This window comes from Saliphagus infecundisoli (genome assembly GCF_020177375.1).
In the GTDB taxonomy this organism is placed as follows: Archaea; Halobacteriota; Halobacteria; order Halobacteriales; family Natrialbaceae; genus Saliphagus; species Saliphagus infecundisoli.
Genome location: NZ_JAIWHV010000003.1, coordinates 89,172 through 105,178 on the forward strand (window position 1 = coordinate 89,172; position 16,007 = coordinate 105,178).

16 protein-coding genes are annotated in these 16,007 nt (G+C 68.5%); 5 read left to right on the forward strand and 11 right to left on the reverse strand.

Features of this window, described 5'->3' with window-relative positions; translation table 11 throughout:
* Nucleotides 1–8: 8 nt before the first annotated feature.
* Nucleotides 9–983: a Gfo/Idh/MocA family protein gene (locus LCF40_RS07590; RefSeq protein ID WP_224827990.1), complete on the reverse strand. Its 975-nt coding sequence runs from the start codon at nt 981–983 to the stop codon at nt 9–11.
* Nucleotides 980–1,936, reverse strand: a complete 957-nt coding sequence (locus LCF40_RS07595) for a Gfo/Idh/MocA family protein (protein WP_224827991.1) — start codon at nt 1,934–1,936, stop codon at nt 980–982. Before LCF40_RS07595 ends, LCF40_RS07590 begins: the two co-directional genes overlap by 4 nt.
* Nucleotides 1,937–2,018: 82 nt before the next feature.
* On the opposite strand from LCF40_RS07595, the gene LCF40_RS07600 reads away from it, so the two are divergent.
* Nucleotides 2,019–2,285 carry a hypothetical protein gene (locus LCF40_RS07600; protein WP_224827992.1) on the forward strand — a complete coding sequence of 89 codons (267 nt, stop codon included), beginning with the start codon at nt 2,019–2,021 and terminating at the stop codon, nt 2,283–2,285.
* Here the strand turns inward: LCF40_RS07600 and LCF40_RS07605 are convergent.
* Both LCF40_RS07605 and ilvA read right to left on the reverse strand, forming a co-directional pair.
* Complete coding sequence (locus LCF40_RS07605) at nt 2,282–3,631, reverse strand: hypothetical protein (RefSeq protein WP_224827993.1); 1,350 nt, start codon at nt 3,629–3,631, stop codon at nt 2,282–2,284. The two genes, LCF40_RS07600 and LCF40_RS07605, sit on opposite strands and share 4 nt — an antisense overlap.
* Before the next feature lie 47 nt (nt 3,632–3,678).
* A complete protein-coding gene (gene ilvA, locus LCF40_RS07610) occupies nt 3,679–4,893 on the reverse strand; it encodes a threonine ammonia-lyase (RefSeq protein ID WP_224827994.1) in 1,215 nt (404 codons plus the stop codon).
* Nucleotides 4,894–5,011: 118 nt separating this feature from the next.
* Here ilvA and LCF40_RS07615 point away from each other — a divergent pair, with 118 nt between their 5' ends.
* Nucleotides 5,012–5,773 (forward strand): IclR family transcriptional regulator, encoded by a 762-nt coding sequence (locus tag LCF40_RS07615; RefSeq protein WP_224827995.1) that lies wholly within the window; start codon nt 5,012–5,014, stop codon nt 5,771–5,773.
* Between the two features lie 253 nt (nt 5,774–6,026).
* Here the strand turns inward: LCF40_RS07615 and LCF40_RS07620 are convergent, their stop codons facing one another.
* Entirely contained in the window at nt 6,027–6,791 is a 765-nt protein-coding gene (locus LCF40_RS07620; RefSeq protein ID WP_224827996.1) for an AAC(3) family N-acetyltransferase, read from the reverse strand.
* 80 nt (nt 6,792–6,871) lie between these two features.
* Between LCF40_RS07620 and LCF40_RS07625 the strand changes: the two genes are divergently transcribed.
* Entirely contained in the window at nt 6,872–7,720 is an 849-nt protein-coding gene (locus LCF40_RS07625) for a GNAT family N-acetyltransferase (RefSeq protein WP_224827997.1), read from the forward strand.
* Here LCF40_RS07625 and LCF40_RS07630 read toward each other — a convergent pair.
* Both LCF40_RS07630 and LCF40_RS07635 read right to left on the reverse strand, forming a co-directional pair.
* Nucleotides 7,717–8,091 carry a RidA family protein gene (locus LCF40_RS07630; protein WP_114576392.1) on the reverse strand — a complete coding sequence of 125 codons (375 nt, stop codon included), beginning with the start codon at nt 8,089–8,091 and terminating at the stop codon, nt 7,717–7,719. The genes LCF40_RS07625 and LCF40_RS07630 overlap by 4 nt on opposite strands.
* 121 nt (nt 8,092–8,212) lie before the next feature.
* Nucleotides 8,213–8,980: a carboxypeptidase regulatory-like domain-containing protein gene (locus LCF40_RS07635; protein WP_224827998.1), complete on the reverse strand. Its 768-nt coding sequence runs from the start codon at nt 8,978–8,980 to the stop codon at nt 8,213–8,215.
* Between the two features lie 412 nt (nt 8,981–9,392).
* Here LCF40_RS07635 and LCF40_RS07640 point away from each other — a divergent pair, with 412 nt between their 5' ends.
* Nucleotides 9,393–10,325 (forward strand): nucleoside hydrolase, encoded by a 933-nt coding sequence (locus tag LCF40_RS07640; RefSeq protein WP_224827999.1) that lies wholly within the window; start codon nt 9,393–9,395, stop codon nt 10,323–10,325.
* On the opposite strand, the gene LCF40_RS07645 is transcribed toward LCF40_RS07640, so the two are convergent.
* Together LCF40_RS07645 and LCF40_RS07650 are read right to left on the reverse strand one after the other, a co-directional pair.
* Nucleotides 10,322–11,098 carry an SDR family NAD(P)-dependent oxidoreductase gene (locus tag LCF40_RS07645; protein WP_224828000.1) on the reverse strand — a complete coding sequence of 259 codons (777 nt, stop codon included), beginning with the start codon at nt 11,096–11,098 and terminating at the stop codon, nt 10,322–10,324. The genes LCF40_RS07640 and LCF40_RS07645 overlap by 4 nt on opposite strands.
* Before the next feature lie 28 nt (nt 11,099–11,126).
* Entirely contained in the window at nt 11,127–12,488 is a 1,362-nt protein-coding gene (locus LCF40_RS07650; protein WP_224828001.1) for a glycerate kinase type-2 family protein, read from the reverse strand.
* A gap of 307 nt (nt 12,489–12,795) precedes the next feature.
* Here LCF40_RS07650 and LCF40_RS07655 point away from each other — a divergent pair, with 307 nt between their 5' ends.
* Nucleotides 12,796–13,101, forward strand: coding sequence for an L-rhamnose mutarotase (locus tag LCF40_RS07655; protein ID WP_224828002.1), 306 nt, complete (start codon nt 12,796–12,798; stop codon nt 13,099–13,101).
* Nucleotides 13,102–13,108: 7 nt separating this feature from the next.
* On the opposite strand, the gene LCF40_RS07660 is transcribed toward LCF40_RS07655, so the two are convergent.
* Nucleotides 13,109–15,373, reverse strand: coding sequence for an LUD domain-containing protein (locus LCF40_RS07660; protein WP_224828003.1), 2,265 nt, complete (start codon nt 15,371–15,373; stop codon nt 13,109–13,111).
* A complete protein-coding gene (locus tag LCF40_RS07665; RefSeq protein ID WP_224828004.1) occupies nt 15,370–15,942 on the reverse strand; it encodes an LUD domain-containing protein in 573 nt (190 codons plus the stop codon). Before LCF40_RS07665 ends, LCF40_RS07660 begins: the two co-directional genes overlap by 4 nt.
* Nucleotides 15,943–16,007: the final 65 nt, after the last annotated feature.

Genomic DNA, 16,007 nt, shown 5'->3' on the forward strand with positions numbered 1-16,007 from the left:
GGTCGCCGTCAGCGCTCGGCGACGGCGACGGCCTCTCCGGTCTCGGCGGACTCGTAGGCGGCTTCGACGACCGCGACCGCGGCGAGGCCCTCGTCGGGCGTGATCTCGGGGTCGCGGCCCTCACGAACGCTCTCGACGAAGTCGGCGATCAGGCCGGCGTCGGCGTCGGGGCCGTAGAACGCCGTTCCGACGCCCGACTCGGTGGTATGGACGACCGACTGGTCGGTGTAGTCGATGGCGACCGTCCCCTCCTCGCCGACGAGTTCGAGGGTCGCGTCGCCCCAGGTGTGCCAGGCGTCGGGCTTGCTCCAGGAGCCGTCCAGGAGGAAGGGAGTGCCGTCTGCGAGTTCCATCGAGAGCACGTTGACGTCGTCGACCGCGATGTCGTGGAATCGGGTATCGACCTCGGCGTAGACCTCCGCGACCCGCCGGCCGGTGAGGTGGGTCGCCAGATCGACGATGTGGACCGAGTGGTCCATCACGGCGCCCCCGCCCGCGCGGTCGGGGTCGGCGAACCAGCCGCCGGGCATCTTCCCCCGGTTGGTCCCCGACAGCGCCCGAAGCGACCCGATCGGGTCCTCGGCAAGGCGTTCGCGGGCGCGTACGGCAGGGCCACAGAACCGCAGGGGCATCGCCACGCCCGCGACGATCTCCGTCTCCTCCCAACAGTCGACGATGGCGCGGGCCTCGGCAACGGTGGGCGCCAGCGGCTTCTCACAGAGGACGTCCACGCCCGCCATCGCGGCCCGCTCGAACCACTCGAGGTGGGAGGCGTTTGCCGCACAGATCACGCCCGCGTCGATCGACTTGAGGAGCCGGTCCGCGGGGAGATAGTCGGTCCCGTAACGGTCGGCGGCCTCTCGACCTCGCTCCTCGTCGCGGTCGGCGACGCCCACGAGTCCGCAGTCCTCGCGGCCGGCGAGCAGGCCGGCGTAGGCGTCGGTGTGGGAGTGCGCCGCCGAGAGGATCCCGACGCGGATCACGCGACCACCTCCTCGGGCGCGACGGGTTCTCCGAGGTCGGCCGAGCGCTCGGCGGCCAGCGCCAGTCGGAGCGCCTCGATCGCCTCGTCGGGGCCGACAGGAGGTTCTTCGCCCGCCCGGAGCGTATCCGCGAACGCCTCGAGTTCTCGCCGGTAGCCGTCCCGCTCGAAGGCCCGATCGACGGTCTCGCCGTCGGCGGTCCACTCGCAGTACGGCGACTCCTCGTCGCTCGCGAACTCGACCATCCCGTCCGAACCGGCGAGCTCGAGTTCCGTCGTGAGGGTCCGGCTCTCGGGCTGGGCCCACGACCCTTCGACGTAGCCGACCGCGCCGTTCGCAAAACGGAGGGTCACGAACCCGTGTTCGGCGTGCTCCGCTCGCGTCCGGCGGGCGAAGACCCGCTCGACCTCGCCCCACACCCACCGGAGGTAGTCCAGGTCGTGGATCGCCAGATCGACGAACAGCCCGCCGCTCTTCTCCCGGTCTCCGAACCACTCGCCCCAGTCGGGAAACGGCGAGAGCCGCCGCGCGCGGGCGACCCCCGGCTCTCCGATCTCGAGTCCGGCCGCTTTCCGGTATGCGGGCAGAAAGCGGACGACGTGGCCGACGCCGAGAGCCACCCCCGCGGCCTCGGCGACCGCCCGGATCTCCTGGGCCTCCTCGATCGAGCCCGCGATCGGCTTCTCGAGGAAGATGTCGAGCCCGCGGTCGGCCGCGGTTCGAACGATCTCGAGATGGGTGTGGGTCGGGGTGCAGATATCGAGGTAGTCGATCTCCTCCCGATCGCAGAGGGCCTCGACGCCGGTGTAGGCCGCGCTCTCGAGGCCCAGGTCGTCGAGAAAACCCTCGAAACCGCTCGGCGAGGCGACCCCAGCGATCTCACAGTCCATCCCGTCGTACGCCTCCGCGTGGGTGCGGGCCATGAATCCGGCGCCCGCGATACCGACTCGCATACCGGACCCACAGCCGGCGGGGTTATGAACGGTTCGGTGGCCGGCGAGCCTGCGGTGACGCTCGCCCGAGTACGACCGGTTCATGTTCTACGCCGACGACGACCCCGCCGTTCGCGAACTCGTCGAGGCCGTCTCCGGGGCCGACGACCGGGGAGACGGCGGGCTCGTCGGCACCGACTGTGTCGGCGGCTCCGGCTCCGACCGGAAGACCTCGACGCGGTGGGCCCGCGAGACCCTGGGCGCGACCGGGCTCACCGTCGAGGCGACGCCCCACGGCTCGCCGCCGATGGAACGCTACCGCCGAGCGGGCGCGAGCTTCGTCGAGGGGCTCGCCGCGGTCTTGGATTAGTACTCCCGGCGGTCGCACCGAACCCGGTCGGCGACCGCCGTCGCTCCACCCAGCACTCGCTCCTCGACGTCGGGCCGGAGCGGGCCCGGGAAGGCCGTTCGCCGAACGACCTCGCCGCCCTCGTACCCCCCTTCGTGGATCGCCTGTGCGGTCGGCACGTAGGTGAATTCCGCGTTCGTGTAGCCCGCGACCCAGACCGGCCCCGGAAGCCGCTCTTTGAGCTTCAGGGAATAGCCGACGAGGACCTCGCCGCCCAGTCCCAGGAGCGTGAGGTCGTCGTCGAAGCCGAGCCCCTGGATCGGGTAGGGGTGTTCGGTTCGGATCTCGCCGTGCTCGTCGAGTTCGGCGAGCAGCGCCTCCGCGCGCACCCGGAGGTATCGTCGGTCGCTCTCGGCCATCTCCTCGAGTTCGGCCCTCTCGGGAGGGTCCTCGAAGGCGATCGGCCGTTCGACCAGCAGCGCCTGCAGGGGTCCCCGGACGGGCTTCCGACGGGACTCGACGGCGGCCCGGACCGCGGTCGCCGCCGTCTCGCCGTGACGTCTCGCGAGGGCGAGTTCCCGGCGCGGGTAGGGGTTCTGGTCGCCGGCAGCACCTTGGAGGAAGAGGGCGGTCGCCTCCGGATACTCGGATTCGATCTCCCGGCGGGCGAAGCCGGCCCAGTCGCCACAGTAGCGCTCGATCATGACCGTGGTGGTGTGACAGGCGTAGCCAAAGAGGATCGCCCGGATCCTCGTCTCCTCCTCGCTTCCTTCGTTTTCGTCTCTCTCCTCGCTCTCGGCGACCAGCACCGGCACCTCCGTATCGACCGGTCCGTCGGGGTTCGGGACGTGGGCAACTCCCTCGGGGACGGGCAGTCGCCTGTTCGTCCCGAACCCACACCGAGCGTGGCTGTAGGAGAGCGTCGCCGGTTCCCGGTCGTCGAGGGCCTCGCCGACGACTCCCACGAGGTCGTCGATCAGCCGTTCGCGATAGTCGGCCGCGCGCTCGTGGTAGGGTCCCTCGTCGGCGTACATGTCGAGTTTGAACTCGCGGAACTCGGGCCCGCAGTGGGTGTGGGTCGCCGCGAGCAGTAAGGCGTCAGGCTCGAGGCCGTACGCCTCCGTACACCTCCGAGCGACCCGTTCACGGATCTCCCGGGTGACGAAGAGGAGTTCGACGCTGGCGACCACCGCGACCCGCTCGCCGTCGTCGATCGCCACGGCCCGCGCAGAGAGGTCGTGGACCTGCCCGTCCGCTGGCTCGTCGCGTTTGGCGAAGCCCGCCATCCACATCGGCTCTTCGGGGGTGATCGTCCGGGTCGCGGTTCCCACGTGCCACTTCTCGCCACCGTTCGCTGCCCGTGTCATGGTTTTCCACGGGTTCGGCGCCGATCCCGATAAGTCTGTCCCGCCCGCTAATTGATCTGGGTCACTTCGTACCCCTGGGCCTCGACGTCGGCGACGATCCGGGCGGCGTGGCCCTCGCCGCTGGTCTCGACCAGGAAGATCAGGAACGCCTCGCCCACCGAGAGTTCGCCGTCGGCCCGGTAGTGATGGACCGTCCGGATGTTCGCGCCCAGGTCGGCGATCCGTTCGGATATCTCAGCCATCTTCCCGGGCCCGTCGTCGATCCGGACCTGGAGGCGGATCAGCTGTCGGCGCGCGGTCAGCTCGTGGGTCAACATCGTCTGGAGCATCGACATGTCCATGTTACCTCCCGAGAGCACCGGGACGACCGTCTCGCCGGCCACGTCGAGTCGATCCGAGAGCAGGGCGGCGACCGGCGCCGCGCCCGCGCCCTCGACCAACTGTTTCGCCCGCTCGAGGAGGACGACGATTCCGGTCGCGAGTTCGCCCTCCGAGACCGTCACGACGGAGTCGACGTGTTCCTCAATCAGCGAGAAGGTGAGTTCGGAGATGGCGCCCGTGGCGATCCCGTCGGCGATCGTTCCCACGTCGTCGGTCGGCACCGGCCCGCCCTTCGCCAGACTCTCGGGGACCGTCGCGGCCGCTTCGGCCTGGACGCCGACGGTCCGAACGTCCCGATCGGCGAGGGCGGCCCCGATCCCGCCGATCAGTCCGCCGCCGCCGATCGGGACGACGACGGTATCGACGTCGGGAACGTTCTCGAGAAGCTCGAGCCCCAGCGTGCCCTGACCGGCGACGATCGCGGGGTCGTCGAAGGCGTGGACGAACTCGGTTCCTGGCCGGTCGGCGAGCGTCCGTGCGTGATCCATGGCGGCCCCGAAGTTCACGCCCTCGAGGACGACCTCCGCGCCGTAGGAGCGGGTCGCGTCGATCTTGCTCTGGGGGGCGGTCGTCGGCATCACGATGGTCGAGGGAACGCCGGTTTCGGTCGCCGCCAGCGCCACTCCTTGTGCGTGGTTGCCCGCACTGGCGGCGACGACCTGCTCGACTCCCTCGCGGTCGGCGACGTCGGCGAGTTTGGTGTAGGCCCCGCGGGTCTTGAACGAGCCCGTCCGCTGGAGGTGTTCCATCTTGAGGTGGACCTCGGCGCCGGTCATCGTCGAGAGCGATCGGCTGTACTCGATCGGGGTCGGCTGGACGACGTCGGTGTCCGCGAACCGTTCGCGCGCGGCGGCGACGTCCCTGCCACTGATCGCCGGCATACCATCCGAGTGGGGCGGAACCGACTTAGTAGTATCCGTCGACTCCGGAGCCGGAACCCCACGATCGTTTTGCCCTACCAAACATTTATCCGGGTCGTGGTCCCATACTCCGGTAAGGATGACCGAAGCAAAGAATCCGGTTCAGGCGGTCCAGCGGACCCTCGACGTCCTCGACGTGTTGCGGGCGACGGGCGGCGCCCGCGTCACCGAGGTCGCGAGGGAGGTCGGCGTCTCGAAGGGGACGGTCCACTGTCACCTGGCGACCTTAGAGGAGAACGGCTACGTGATCAAGGAGGGCAACGAGTACAAGCTCGGCCTACGCTTTATCGACCTCGCACACCACGCGAAGGATCGGATCGGGATCTTCGACGTCACGACCTCGGAGGTCGATACCCTCGCCGAGGAGTCGGGCGAGCTGGCGCTTTTCACCGTCGAGGAGGAAGGCGAGGGGATCTGTCTCTACACCGCCGAGGGCGAGAACGCGGTCCGGACGGAGATCTACGTCGGCTACCGCAACAACCTCTATCACACCGCCGTCGGGAAGGCGATGCTCGCCCACATGGCCGAGGAGAAACGCGACCGGCTCATCGCCCACATGGAGTTCGAGCAACTCACCCCGCGGACGATCACCGACGAGTACGTCCTCCGCGAGGAACTCGAGGCGATCCGCGAGGAGGGGATCGCCTACAACCACGGCGAGACGATCCAGGGACTGGTCGGCGCCGGCGCGCCGATCCGCGACCAGGACGGCACGGTCTACGGCGCCGTCAGCATCATCGGCCCCGTCAGGCGGATGGGCGAGGAGCGCCTTGAGGGCGAGATCCCCGAGATGATCCGGCGGGCGGTCAACATCATCGAGATCAACATTACCTCGCTGTGACCGCGGCCGGCTTCCTGTTTGGAAACGGGAAACACGGGCTCGCCCGGCCCGGCCACGAACGGGGGAAATCGAGCGTTCGGATTACGAGCGTACGACTGTAATCGACTTCGTCTCGAGACGCCAGCTCCGGTCGAAACGGCCGCCCACGCGGGCACGGCGACGGTACCCTGCGGCTCGTTTGAAGCAACGAAACATTCGACGGTCGGCCCGCCGACCTCCGACCCGGACCCGACGCGGTTCCGGCGAGGACTGATCACTCGGCGAGGCGGCGTCGGGCGTACGCACACCGCTCGCAGTCGGGCAGGTCACAGAGCAGAAGTCCGGGATCGGCCTCGAGGAGATCGGCGACGAGCGAGAGCAGTGCCGGGCCGTCGACGAGGCGAACCGTCCCCGCGCCGACCCTGCCGACCGACTCGAGGCCGAGGCGGGAGGCGACCGCGCCGGCGCTCTCGAACCCCCGCGAGCAGTGGACCCGGTTGACCTCGACGGTCTCCGTCGCGCCGTCCGTTCGGTGGGTCGTCTCCGCGGTCTGGTCCCGGTAGGGCAGCCCCGCGAGCCGTTCGGCGACGTGGAGCGTCGAGTTCGCGGTGTGATCGACGCCACAGAGGAGGATCGAAGCGCCGTCGGCGACGACGCGGTGGATCGGGCTCCCCGGACCCAGCGAGTTGCCGGGCTCGTGGCCGGCGACGTAACGATCGGCCTCCGGTCCCCGCACGGCGACCGACTTCGTCGGGTGGGAACTCCGGACGACGTCGGGACGGGTCCGGAACGCCTCGGTGATCGCCCCGACGGTCGAGGGCGAGCCCTCGTGGTCGTAGGGCTCGTCGTACCGGGTGAACGTCGGCATCGCGACCGTTCCCCGCTCGCCAACGGCATCGAACAGCGCGTCGACCACTGCTTCCGCGCCGTCCTCGACGCGCCCGAGGCTCGACAGCGAGCCGTGGACGACGAGAGCGTCGCCGTCCTCGATGCCGAGTCCCCTGAATCCGCCCCTGATCTCCGCGCGCGAAAGCGCCATGGCGGCGTTCGGTCGCGCCCGAGAATAGGTCTTGGGGTGACCAGCACACCTATTACTCCGCCCGCAAAACCGCCACGTCGATGCTCGAACTCCGTTCGCTTCGCCCCGCGGACGTCGACGACGCGATGGCGCTCTCGACGCAGGCCGGCTGGAACCAGGTTCCCGCAGACTGGGAGCGCCTGCTCTCGCTCGCTCCCGAGGGCTGTTTCGCGGGGACAGTCGAGGGAGAACTCGTCGCGACCGCGACGGTCGTCACCTACGGCGACGTGGCCTGGATCGGGATGGTCCTCGTCGACGAGGACCACCGCAGCCGGGGCTACGGGAGCCGGATCTTCGAACGCGGGCTCGAGTACGCCCGCGAGGCGGGCGACCGGATCATCGGCCTCGACGCGACCCATCTCGGCGAACCGATCTACGGGAAATACGGCTTCGAGACTGTCGCGACCGTCTTCCGGTGGCAGGGAGAGCTCGCTTCCGGCGGAACGGGAGTCGACCCGGATCGGGTCCGGCAACTCTCCTCTACGGACGCCGACGACCTCGCGACCTTCGACCGGCACCGGGTCGGAGTCGACCGGAGCGAGTTGCTCCGCGAACTCCTCGGCGAGGAGGGCGTTCGGGGGTATGGCCTGGACGGGCCCGACGGGGCCCTCGCGGGCTACGCGGTCGTTCGCCCAGGGCGAACGAGCCGCCAGATCGGGCCGCTCGTCGCCGACCGCGAGGGGATCGCACCGCTCCTCTCGGCGGTCGGGGTCGACGTGGGGAGCCAACAGGTCATAGTCGATGCGCCCGCGGACGACCCCGTCGCCGGCCATCTCGCGGCGACGGGACTCGAGCGCGACCGCGAACTCGTCCGGATGACCCATCCCGAGGCGGAACCCGCCCTGCTTGGCGGGTCGGTTCGGGCGTTTACGTGCTTCGCGTTCGGCTAAACTGCCGCGACGACCTCGATCTCGACGCCGATGTCGATCGGAAGTTCGGAGACCTCGACGGCACACCGCGCGGGGAACGGCTCGGACATGTACTCGGCGTACACCTCGTTGACGGCCTCGTAGTCGTCCATGTCCGTGACGTAGACGTTCGCCTTGAGCACGTTTTCGAGAGAGCTGTCGGCGGCCTCGAGGATCGCCGCGACGTTCTCCAGGGTCCGGGCGGTCTGCTCTCTGATGTCGTCGGTCTCGACCTCGCGGGTCTCGGGGTTCGCCGGTCCCTGCCCGGAGACGTGGATCGTCTCGCCGTGGCGGATCGCCTGGGAGTAGGGGCCGATGCTCTCGGGAGCCTCGTCGGTGCTGATCTCTTCCATGCGAGCGGGTCGACGACCCGGAACATAAAACCATCCGCTTTCGCGCTCGGTCGGATCCGACGCTCGACCGAACCGGGTCGACCCGCCGAAAGGAAGTCGGTGGGCCACAACTTCTCGCCGTCTACGCGGCGTCGCTGTCGTTTTCCTCGGTCCCGTTTGCCGTCTCGTTTTCGGTCCCCGTGCTCTCGTTGGCCGTCTCGTTGTCGGCGCCCTCGGTGTCGTTTGCCGTCGCGTTCCCGGTTTCGTTACCGCCGTCGCCCTCCGCTTCGGTTTCGTTCCCGGACTCCTCGCCTTCGGCGGTCGCCCCCTCGAGGGTCAGCGTGACCTCGGTCATCTCCCCCTCCTCGACGGTTACTTCCTCCTCGACGGTCTCGAAGGCGTCGCCCTCGGCGGTGATGTTGTAATCGCCGGTCTCAGTAAGCGGCAGTTCGTACTCGCCGCCCTCGAGGGCCTCCTCGCTCTCGACGGTGTATCGCCTCGCACCGTTTTCGCTCTCCTCGACCGGAACGATCGTGATGCTCACCCCCTGGGCGACCGGATCGCCGTTCTCGTTCTCGACGATCAGCCTGATCCCGGTAGTTCCCGACTCCCCCGGCGTGCCCTCGCTCTCGTTTGCGGTTTCGTTTTCCTCGCCGTCGGTTTGGTTCCCGCTTTCGTTGCCAGCCTCGGTGGTTTCGTTTTCCGCCTCGGTATCGTTTTCCGCTTCAGTATCGGTACTTTCCGTGTCGTTGGTCCCGTTTTCCGCTTCAGTGTCGTTTTCGTCGTCGGCCCCGTCATCGCCGTTTCCGTCGCCGTCGTCGCCCATACACCCCGCGATCCCGAGAGCCGTCGCCGTACCGGCGATCCCGAGAAATTGCCGTCGGTCGAACCGCTTCGTGTGTCGTGTCATGGTCTCCAGTTCGGCCCTCGCCTCCCGCCTCTCTTAAACACACCGATGACATCTGGAAAATAAAACGAAAAACGATCGTGTTTTCCGGATGTTCGGGAATAATCACCCCATCTCCTATCACGAGAGAAAACGATATAGTTACTAGTCTATTTTGGTATCTTTCAACTAATTCTATAATACTCTCGGAGATCTAAGACGAGGTAACGGTTTATAGTGGGACGGATTCGAACGGTTGTGATGAACGTGGCCTACGATGGTCAAATAATACTAATCAGGGAAGATGAACTGAAAATATATGTATTTCCGTCGAACAAGGAAGTTCGGCGGCTGGATTACACGGATACGCCTGTAACGCCGTTCGGATCGCGCCCGGACTCCGTGTTTTTATCCCTCCCGGCGTCGATAGCCGGGCATGACCCGCCCGCTACTGATCGATACGGACCCCGGCTGCGACGACGCGCTCGCGCTCGCGCTGGCTCTCGAGGACCCGACCCTGGAGGTCGTCGGGCTGACGACGGTCCACGGCAACACGACCGTCGAGGCGACGACCCACAACGCTCGCGCGCTCCTCGAGGTGCTCGGGCGGACCGACGTCCCGATCGCGGCGGGTGCCGACCGGCCGCTGCTCGCCGACCTCGAGACCGCAGAACACATCCACGGCGAGGGCGGCATCCGGGGCGAGTTGCCGGAGCCGACGTCCGAAACCGAACTCGAGGGAGTCCACGCCGCCCGGCGGATCGTCGAGGCCGCACGGCGCCACGAGGGAGAGCTCGCGCTCGCCGCGATCGGGCCGCTGACGAACGTCGCGCTCGCGCTCGCGTTGGAGCCCCGCCTCCCCGAACTGCTCGACGACCTGCTGGTCATGGGCGGGGCGGCGTTCGTCCCCGGAAACGTCACCCCGCTCGCGGAAGCGAACTTCCATTCGGATCCCGAAGCCGCCCGACGGGTCGTCCGGGACGCGGAGCCGACGGTGGTCGGTCTCGACGTCACCCGTCGGGCGACGTTGCCCGCCGACTGGATCAACTCGCTTTCCCGGGAGATCCCGCTGGCTCGGTCGCTTCGGGCATGGCTGACCTACTACGACGAGGACGTCCTCGAGCGGTATGGAATGGAGACCGCCGCGATCCACGACGCGCTCGTGATCGCCGGCCTCGTCGATGGGAGGGTGCTTGAGACCGAGCCCCACCACATGGAGGTCGGAACCGACTCCGAACTCGACCGGGGCGCACTCGTCTGTGATCCCTACGGCGTCACCGGCGGGGGACCGAATGGCCGCGTCGCCGTCGACGCCGATATCGACCGCTACCGCGAACTGATGACGGAGACCGTCGACGGGCTAATCTAACAGATCTGCCAGCCGCCGTCGACGTGGATCAGGTCCCCCGTGATGTACCGTGCGTCGTCGCTCGCGAGAAAGAGGTAGGCGCCGGCGACGTCCTCGGGCGTTCCCGCCCGCCCCAGAGGTACCGGCTTGAGTAGCTCGTCGCTCGCGACGCGCTCGCGGGCCTGCTCGCTCCAGCCCTCGGTGAACTCGGTCGCGATCTGGCCGGGTGCGATCCCGTTGACTCGGATCCCCTCCTCGGCGAGCTCGAGGGCCGCCCCGCGGGTGATCATCCGGACCGCGCCCTTCGTCGAGTCATAGCCGACCTGGCCGTGCTGGGCCAGGGTCGAACTGATCGAGGCCGTGTTGACGATCGCGCCGGGTTCGCCCCGCTCGAGCATGTCGGCGGCCGCGACCTTGGTCCCGAAGAAGACCCCCCGGGCGTTGACCGCGTGGATCCGGTCGAACTCCTCGGGGGTCGTCTCGAGCATCGGCTTCGGGATCTGGAGGCCCGCGTTGTTGACCATGACGTCGACGCCGCCGTACTCGTGGGCGCTCTCGACGAGGGTCGCGAGGTCGTCGGCGTCGGCGACGTCGGTCTCGACGTATTCGGCCTCGCCGCCCTCCTCGCGGATCAGTGCGTCGGTCGGAACGTCGCCGTCTTTGGGCTCGCGATCGATGTCGCCGTTGATCACCGTCGCGCCCGCCTCGCCGAACCGGCGGGCGACCGCCCGCCCGATCCCCGAGGAGGCCCCGGTCACGATCGCCGTCGCGCCGTCGTAGTCGTACGCTGGCATACTCCGTAGTTAGCCGGCCCGAACCAAATCAGTTCGGCTCCACCACGACCACCCGCAGGTCGTTGACGTTCGTCCCCGTCGGTCCCGTCCGGATCACTGCGCCGGCCTCCGCGAGAAGTGTCTGGACGTCGTTTCGCTCGAGGGCCTCCCGCGCCCGCTCGCGGTCGGTGACCGTCTCCCCGTCCACGATCGCGCCCGCGGCGTCGGTCGCGCCGTCGATCCCGTCGGTATCGACGCTCCCGACGACCACCCCCTCCCTGCCGGCGAGGTCGATCGCCGCCGCGAGCGCGAACTCTCCGTTCGGTCCCCCGATCCCGGCTTCGCCCGCGACGGTGACGGTCGTCTCCCCGGCGGAGAGAAAGACCGCGGGCGTCGGGACGGGGTCGCCCGATTCCCGGCTCTCCTCTGCGATCGCGGCGTGGAAGCGTCCGGCCTCGCTCGCCTCCCCCCGAACGCGCGAGGAGAGTACCAGAGGTTCGTATCCTCGCTTTCCGGCCGCCGAGCGGGCGGCGTCGAGAGCGGTCCGCGAACTCGCGATCAGACACATGTCGGTCCGCTCAACGTCGGCGCCGGCTCCCCCAGGGTCCCCCCGTTTCTCGATCAAGTGCTCCCGGACGGCCGGCGCCTCGATACCGTACCGATCGAGGACTCCCAAAGCCTCGTCATCGGATATCTCGTCCGGCGACACCGGACCGCTCGCGATGGTGCCCGGATCGTCGCCGACGACGTCGCTCATCACGACTCCGAGGACCCGGGCAGGTGCCGCGGCCGCCGCGAGTCCCCCGCCTTTGACCGCCGAACACCGCTTCCGGACGGCGTTTATCTCGTCGATCGCCGCGCCGCTTTCGAGCAGCTTTTCGGTGAGTTCCTGGAGGTCCGCGACCGTAAGGGCGCCCGCGGGCGCGACGAGCAGTGCGCTCCCGCCGCCGGTGATCGGCGCGATCACAAGGTCCTCGGGGCCCGCGCGCTCGGCGACCTCGAGCACCCGTCGGGTGCTTTCGACGCCGCGCTCGCTGGGATAGGGATGATCCCCCGGCAGGACCTCGATCGGACCCGCGTCCGTGGGATCGTCGGTGACGACCGCGCCCCCCGCGATCCGGTCGCCCAGCAGGTCCGAGAGCGCGCCCGCGAGGTGACCCGCAGCGTTGCCGCCGCCGGCGACGACGACCCGCTCGAACCCCGAAAGGTCGTACGCAGTCGTCTCGCCACCGACGTCGGTGACCCACAACTCGGTTCCCGAAAGCGAGAGCGCGTCGCCGACGATCCTCCTCGGATGGGCGGCGTCGATACCGGCCGCGAGGCAGTCGAGGGCAACCTCGTGTGCGGGCGTTCGCTCGAGACGCTCCCGGTTCTCGATTTCGACGTGCGATACCCGGTCGGGCGCCGTCATGCCGTTTCCCCTCCGCTCCCGTGGTTCGACCGATCCGTCATGGAGGAACTCACGGCGTCGATGGCTTCAATGGTATCGGTGGAATCGGCGGATTTCATCCGGTAATTCCGGACAACTGCCACCAATCGGACCGACCGGCGCGTGGATTCGACCGATGCGGCCCGCGACCGACCGACGAGCCGACCGACCCCGGAGACCCGTACGACATCATCGGACGCCGGGCCGGCCTCCCGTCTGTACGCGGGCCGAGCCCGCCGGGATCCTCGCCGCCCGAAGCGTTATGCCCTCCCGGACGTAGCGCATCGCCATGGCACGGATCGCCTTCCACCGACGGGTCGAGGACGGAGAACGCGACGCCTACCGCGAGGAACACGAGGACGTTCCCGACGCTCTGGAGGAGGCGTACCTCGAATCGGGTGCCGGCCTCGAGACCTACTCGGTGTTCGAGGCCGACGGCCACGTCTTCGGGTTCATGGAGGTCGAGGACGAAGAGCGGATCCGGGAGGTCATGGCCGAAAGCGACGCCCAGGCGGAGTGGGAGGTCGTGATGGACGGAATTCTGGAGGCCGACGACGGCGACTCCTGGATGGACGAGGTCTACCGGATGTGCTGAGGCGGGTCTAGGAGCCGTCGTCGCCGCCGGCCGGCCGTCCGGGTGCGAGCAGTTCGATCGGGTGGACCGGCTCGTCGCCCAGCGAGCCGAGCTGTTCGGTACAAGAGGTGCCGCTGGTGAGAACCCGACCGCTCCCCTCGAGTTGGCCCGATAGCTCCTCGCCGATATCGACCGCGAGCTCGTAGTACTGGGACTTGTAGCCGAACGAACCGGCCATCCCACAGCACTCGGCCTCGCTGGTCGTCACGTCGTAGCCCGCGCGATCGAGGACGGCGACGGTGTGAGCCTCCAGGCCCATCGTCCGCTGCTGGCAGTGGCTGTGGTAGGCGACGTCTCCATCGCCTCGCGGCCCCGAAAGAACCCCCGCGTCGACTCCCTCCTCGAGCAGTCCGTAGACGTACTCGAGGAGTTCGTAGCTCCCGGCCGAGATCGCGTCGGCGGTCCGCTCGGGAAGCAGCTTCTCGTACTCCCCGCGGAACATCGCGAGGTCGCTGGGCTCGATGATGACGACGTCGCGCTCCTCGATCAGGTGGGGCGCGAGCGCGTCGGCGACCGCCTCCGCTTTCTCTCGAGCGGTGGCGATCATCCCCTGGGAGAGCGGTGCTCGCCCGGACGACGGGATTTCGGGGATTCGGACCGGAACGCCGAGGGCCTCCAGCGTCCGAACGGCGGCCTTCCCCCGATCGACGAGCACGTGGTTCGTGTAGAGGTCGGGGTAGAGGACGACCTCTCTGGTGGACTCCACCTCGCCGGATTTTCCTCGTTGCGCTCGTTTTTCCGAGGTGGCCACGCCACCTCGCTTCTCGAACCAGTCCACGAGCGTCTCCCGCCGGAACGCCGGCAGCTCCCGGCGGCTATCGACGCCGAAGAGCCGCTCCATCGCCTCTCGAGTCGGGCCGAGACCGGCGAGCCAGTTCGAGACCGGCGCGGTGGCGCTCCCGAGCCTCGCGAGGGTCTCGAAGTTTCCGAACAGGCGTTTCTGGAGGGACACCCCTCCGGGGTCGGCGTCGGGAGTCAGCCCCTCGACAAGCCAGTCGAACTCGCCGTCGTCGCCCCGGTTGATCCGATCGCGGACGACCGTATTGATCCACGGGATGTCGATCTTCACGGGGCAGGCCTCGACGCAGCGCGAGCAGCCCGTACAGAGGTCGTTGAACTCCGCGGCGGACTCCTGGCCGTGGACGCCGGCCTCCCAGCCAGTGGCGATCCCGCCGGTGTAGGTCTCGCCGCCGAAGGCGTGGCCCCCGACGTGCTGGAAGTTCGCACACGTGTTCGCACACGCCGAACACCGGATGCAGTACAGCGTCTCCTTCAGTTCGGGGTCCTCCCGCATCGCCATCCGCCCGTTGTCGATGAGCACGAGGTGGAACTCGCGGTCGTCGGCACTCTCCGAGTCGATCGGCTCTTCGGGCGAGGCGTGATCGACCACCGGCGACTCGACGGGCGGCGTCAGCAGGGAGACGTAGCTCGTGAGGTCCTGACCGGTGCCCGACCGGCCGATGAGTTCGACGAACGGCTGGAGGTCCTCGACGGAGGGAACGATCTTCTCGACGCCCGCGACGGCGACGTGCGTATCGGTGGCGGCGACGCACTTCCGGGCGTTGCCCTCGCTCGTCACCAAGGCGAGGGTTCCCGAGTCCGCGGTGATGAAGTTCGCGCCGGTCATTCCCACGTCCGCGTCGGCGATCTCCTCGCCCAGGCGATCGCGGGCGAACGCGGTGAGCTCCTGGGCCGTCTCAAGTGACTCGTCGGGATCGAAAACGCCGTTGAAGAGCTCGGCGATCCCCTCCTTCGACTTGTGGAGTGCGGGCGCGACGAGGTGGGACGGGGCTTCATCCGCAACTTGTAGAACCCACTCCCCGAGGTCGGTCTCGACCGCGTTCACTCCCTGCTCGGCGAGGTGGTCGTTGACGTCGATCTCCTCGGTCGTCATCGATTTGGATTTGACGACCGTCTCGGTCTCCTGCTCCGCACAGAGCTCGGCGATGTAGCGGTTCGCGTCGGCGGCGTCCTCCGCGATGTAGACCGTCCCGCCGCGGGCCTCGATGGTCTCCCGAACCGCGTCGATCAGCTCGGGAAGGCGCTCGATGGCCTCTTCCTTGATCGCCCGCGCCTCGTCTTTCAGCCCCTCGTAGTCCTCCAGACGGGCGACGGACTCGTAGCGCCCCTGATTGAACCCCTCGGTGTTCGCCCGGACGGCGTCGCCCTCGGATTCCATCAGCGCGCGGATCTTCGCCGCCTTGACCCGTCGGGACTCGCTCCTGGAACTCATTCGTCGCTACCTCCGTCGATCGTCTCTCCGACGTCCGCGTCGTCGTCGATCAGGACCACGTCGACCCCGCGCGGGCCGTGGGCGCCGACCACGAGTTCGCCCATGTCGGCGGTCGCGCTCGGTCCCGTCGCGACGACGATGCTCGCGCTCTCCTCGCGGAACGCGTCGCCGTGGTCGGCAAGGGCTGTTCCCATGTCGGGAACAACGTCGGCGGCGTCGAGGACCGCGATATGGCGATCGACGAAGAGGCTCGTCGGCTCGCTGCCCGCTCGATCCGAGCGCAGGAGGACGCTCCCGTAGTCGGCGACGGCGCCGACCGCGGGGGTGACGCCGGTCGTCGCCCGCTCGAGGTCGTCGGGCGTCGGCTCGGTCGTCGCGTCCTCGGGAGAGTCGATTCCCTCCCAGGGCAGCGGTGTCGCGACGACCGGCGGATCGGCGAGCTCCCCGATGACGTCCGTCGCCTCCTCGCGGGAAACGCGCGCGACGGGGACGCCGACCTCGCGGCTCCGCTCGCAGAACCGTTCGATCGCCGACCCGCCCTCGGCTTCGGCTGTCTGGTCCGCGTGCATCTATCCCAAGATTTGCCCCCAGCGGATTAGGCGTTGCGCTCTCCGGGATGGCAACGTTTACGGCT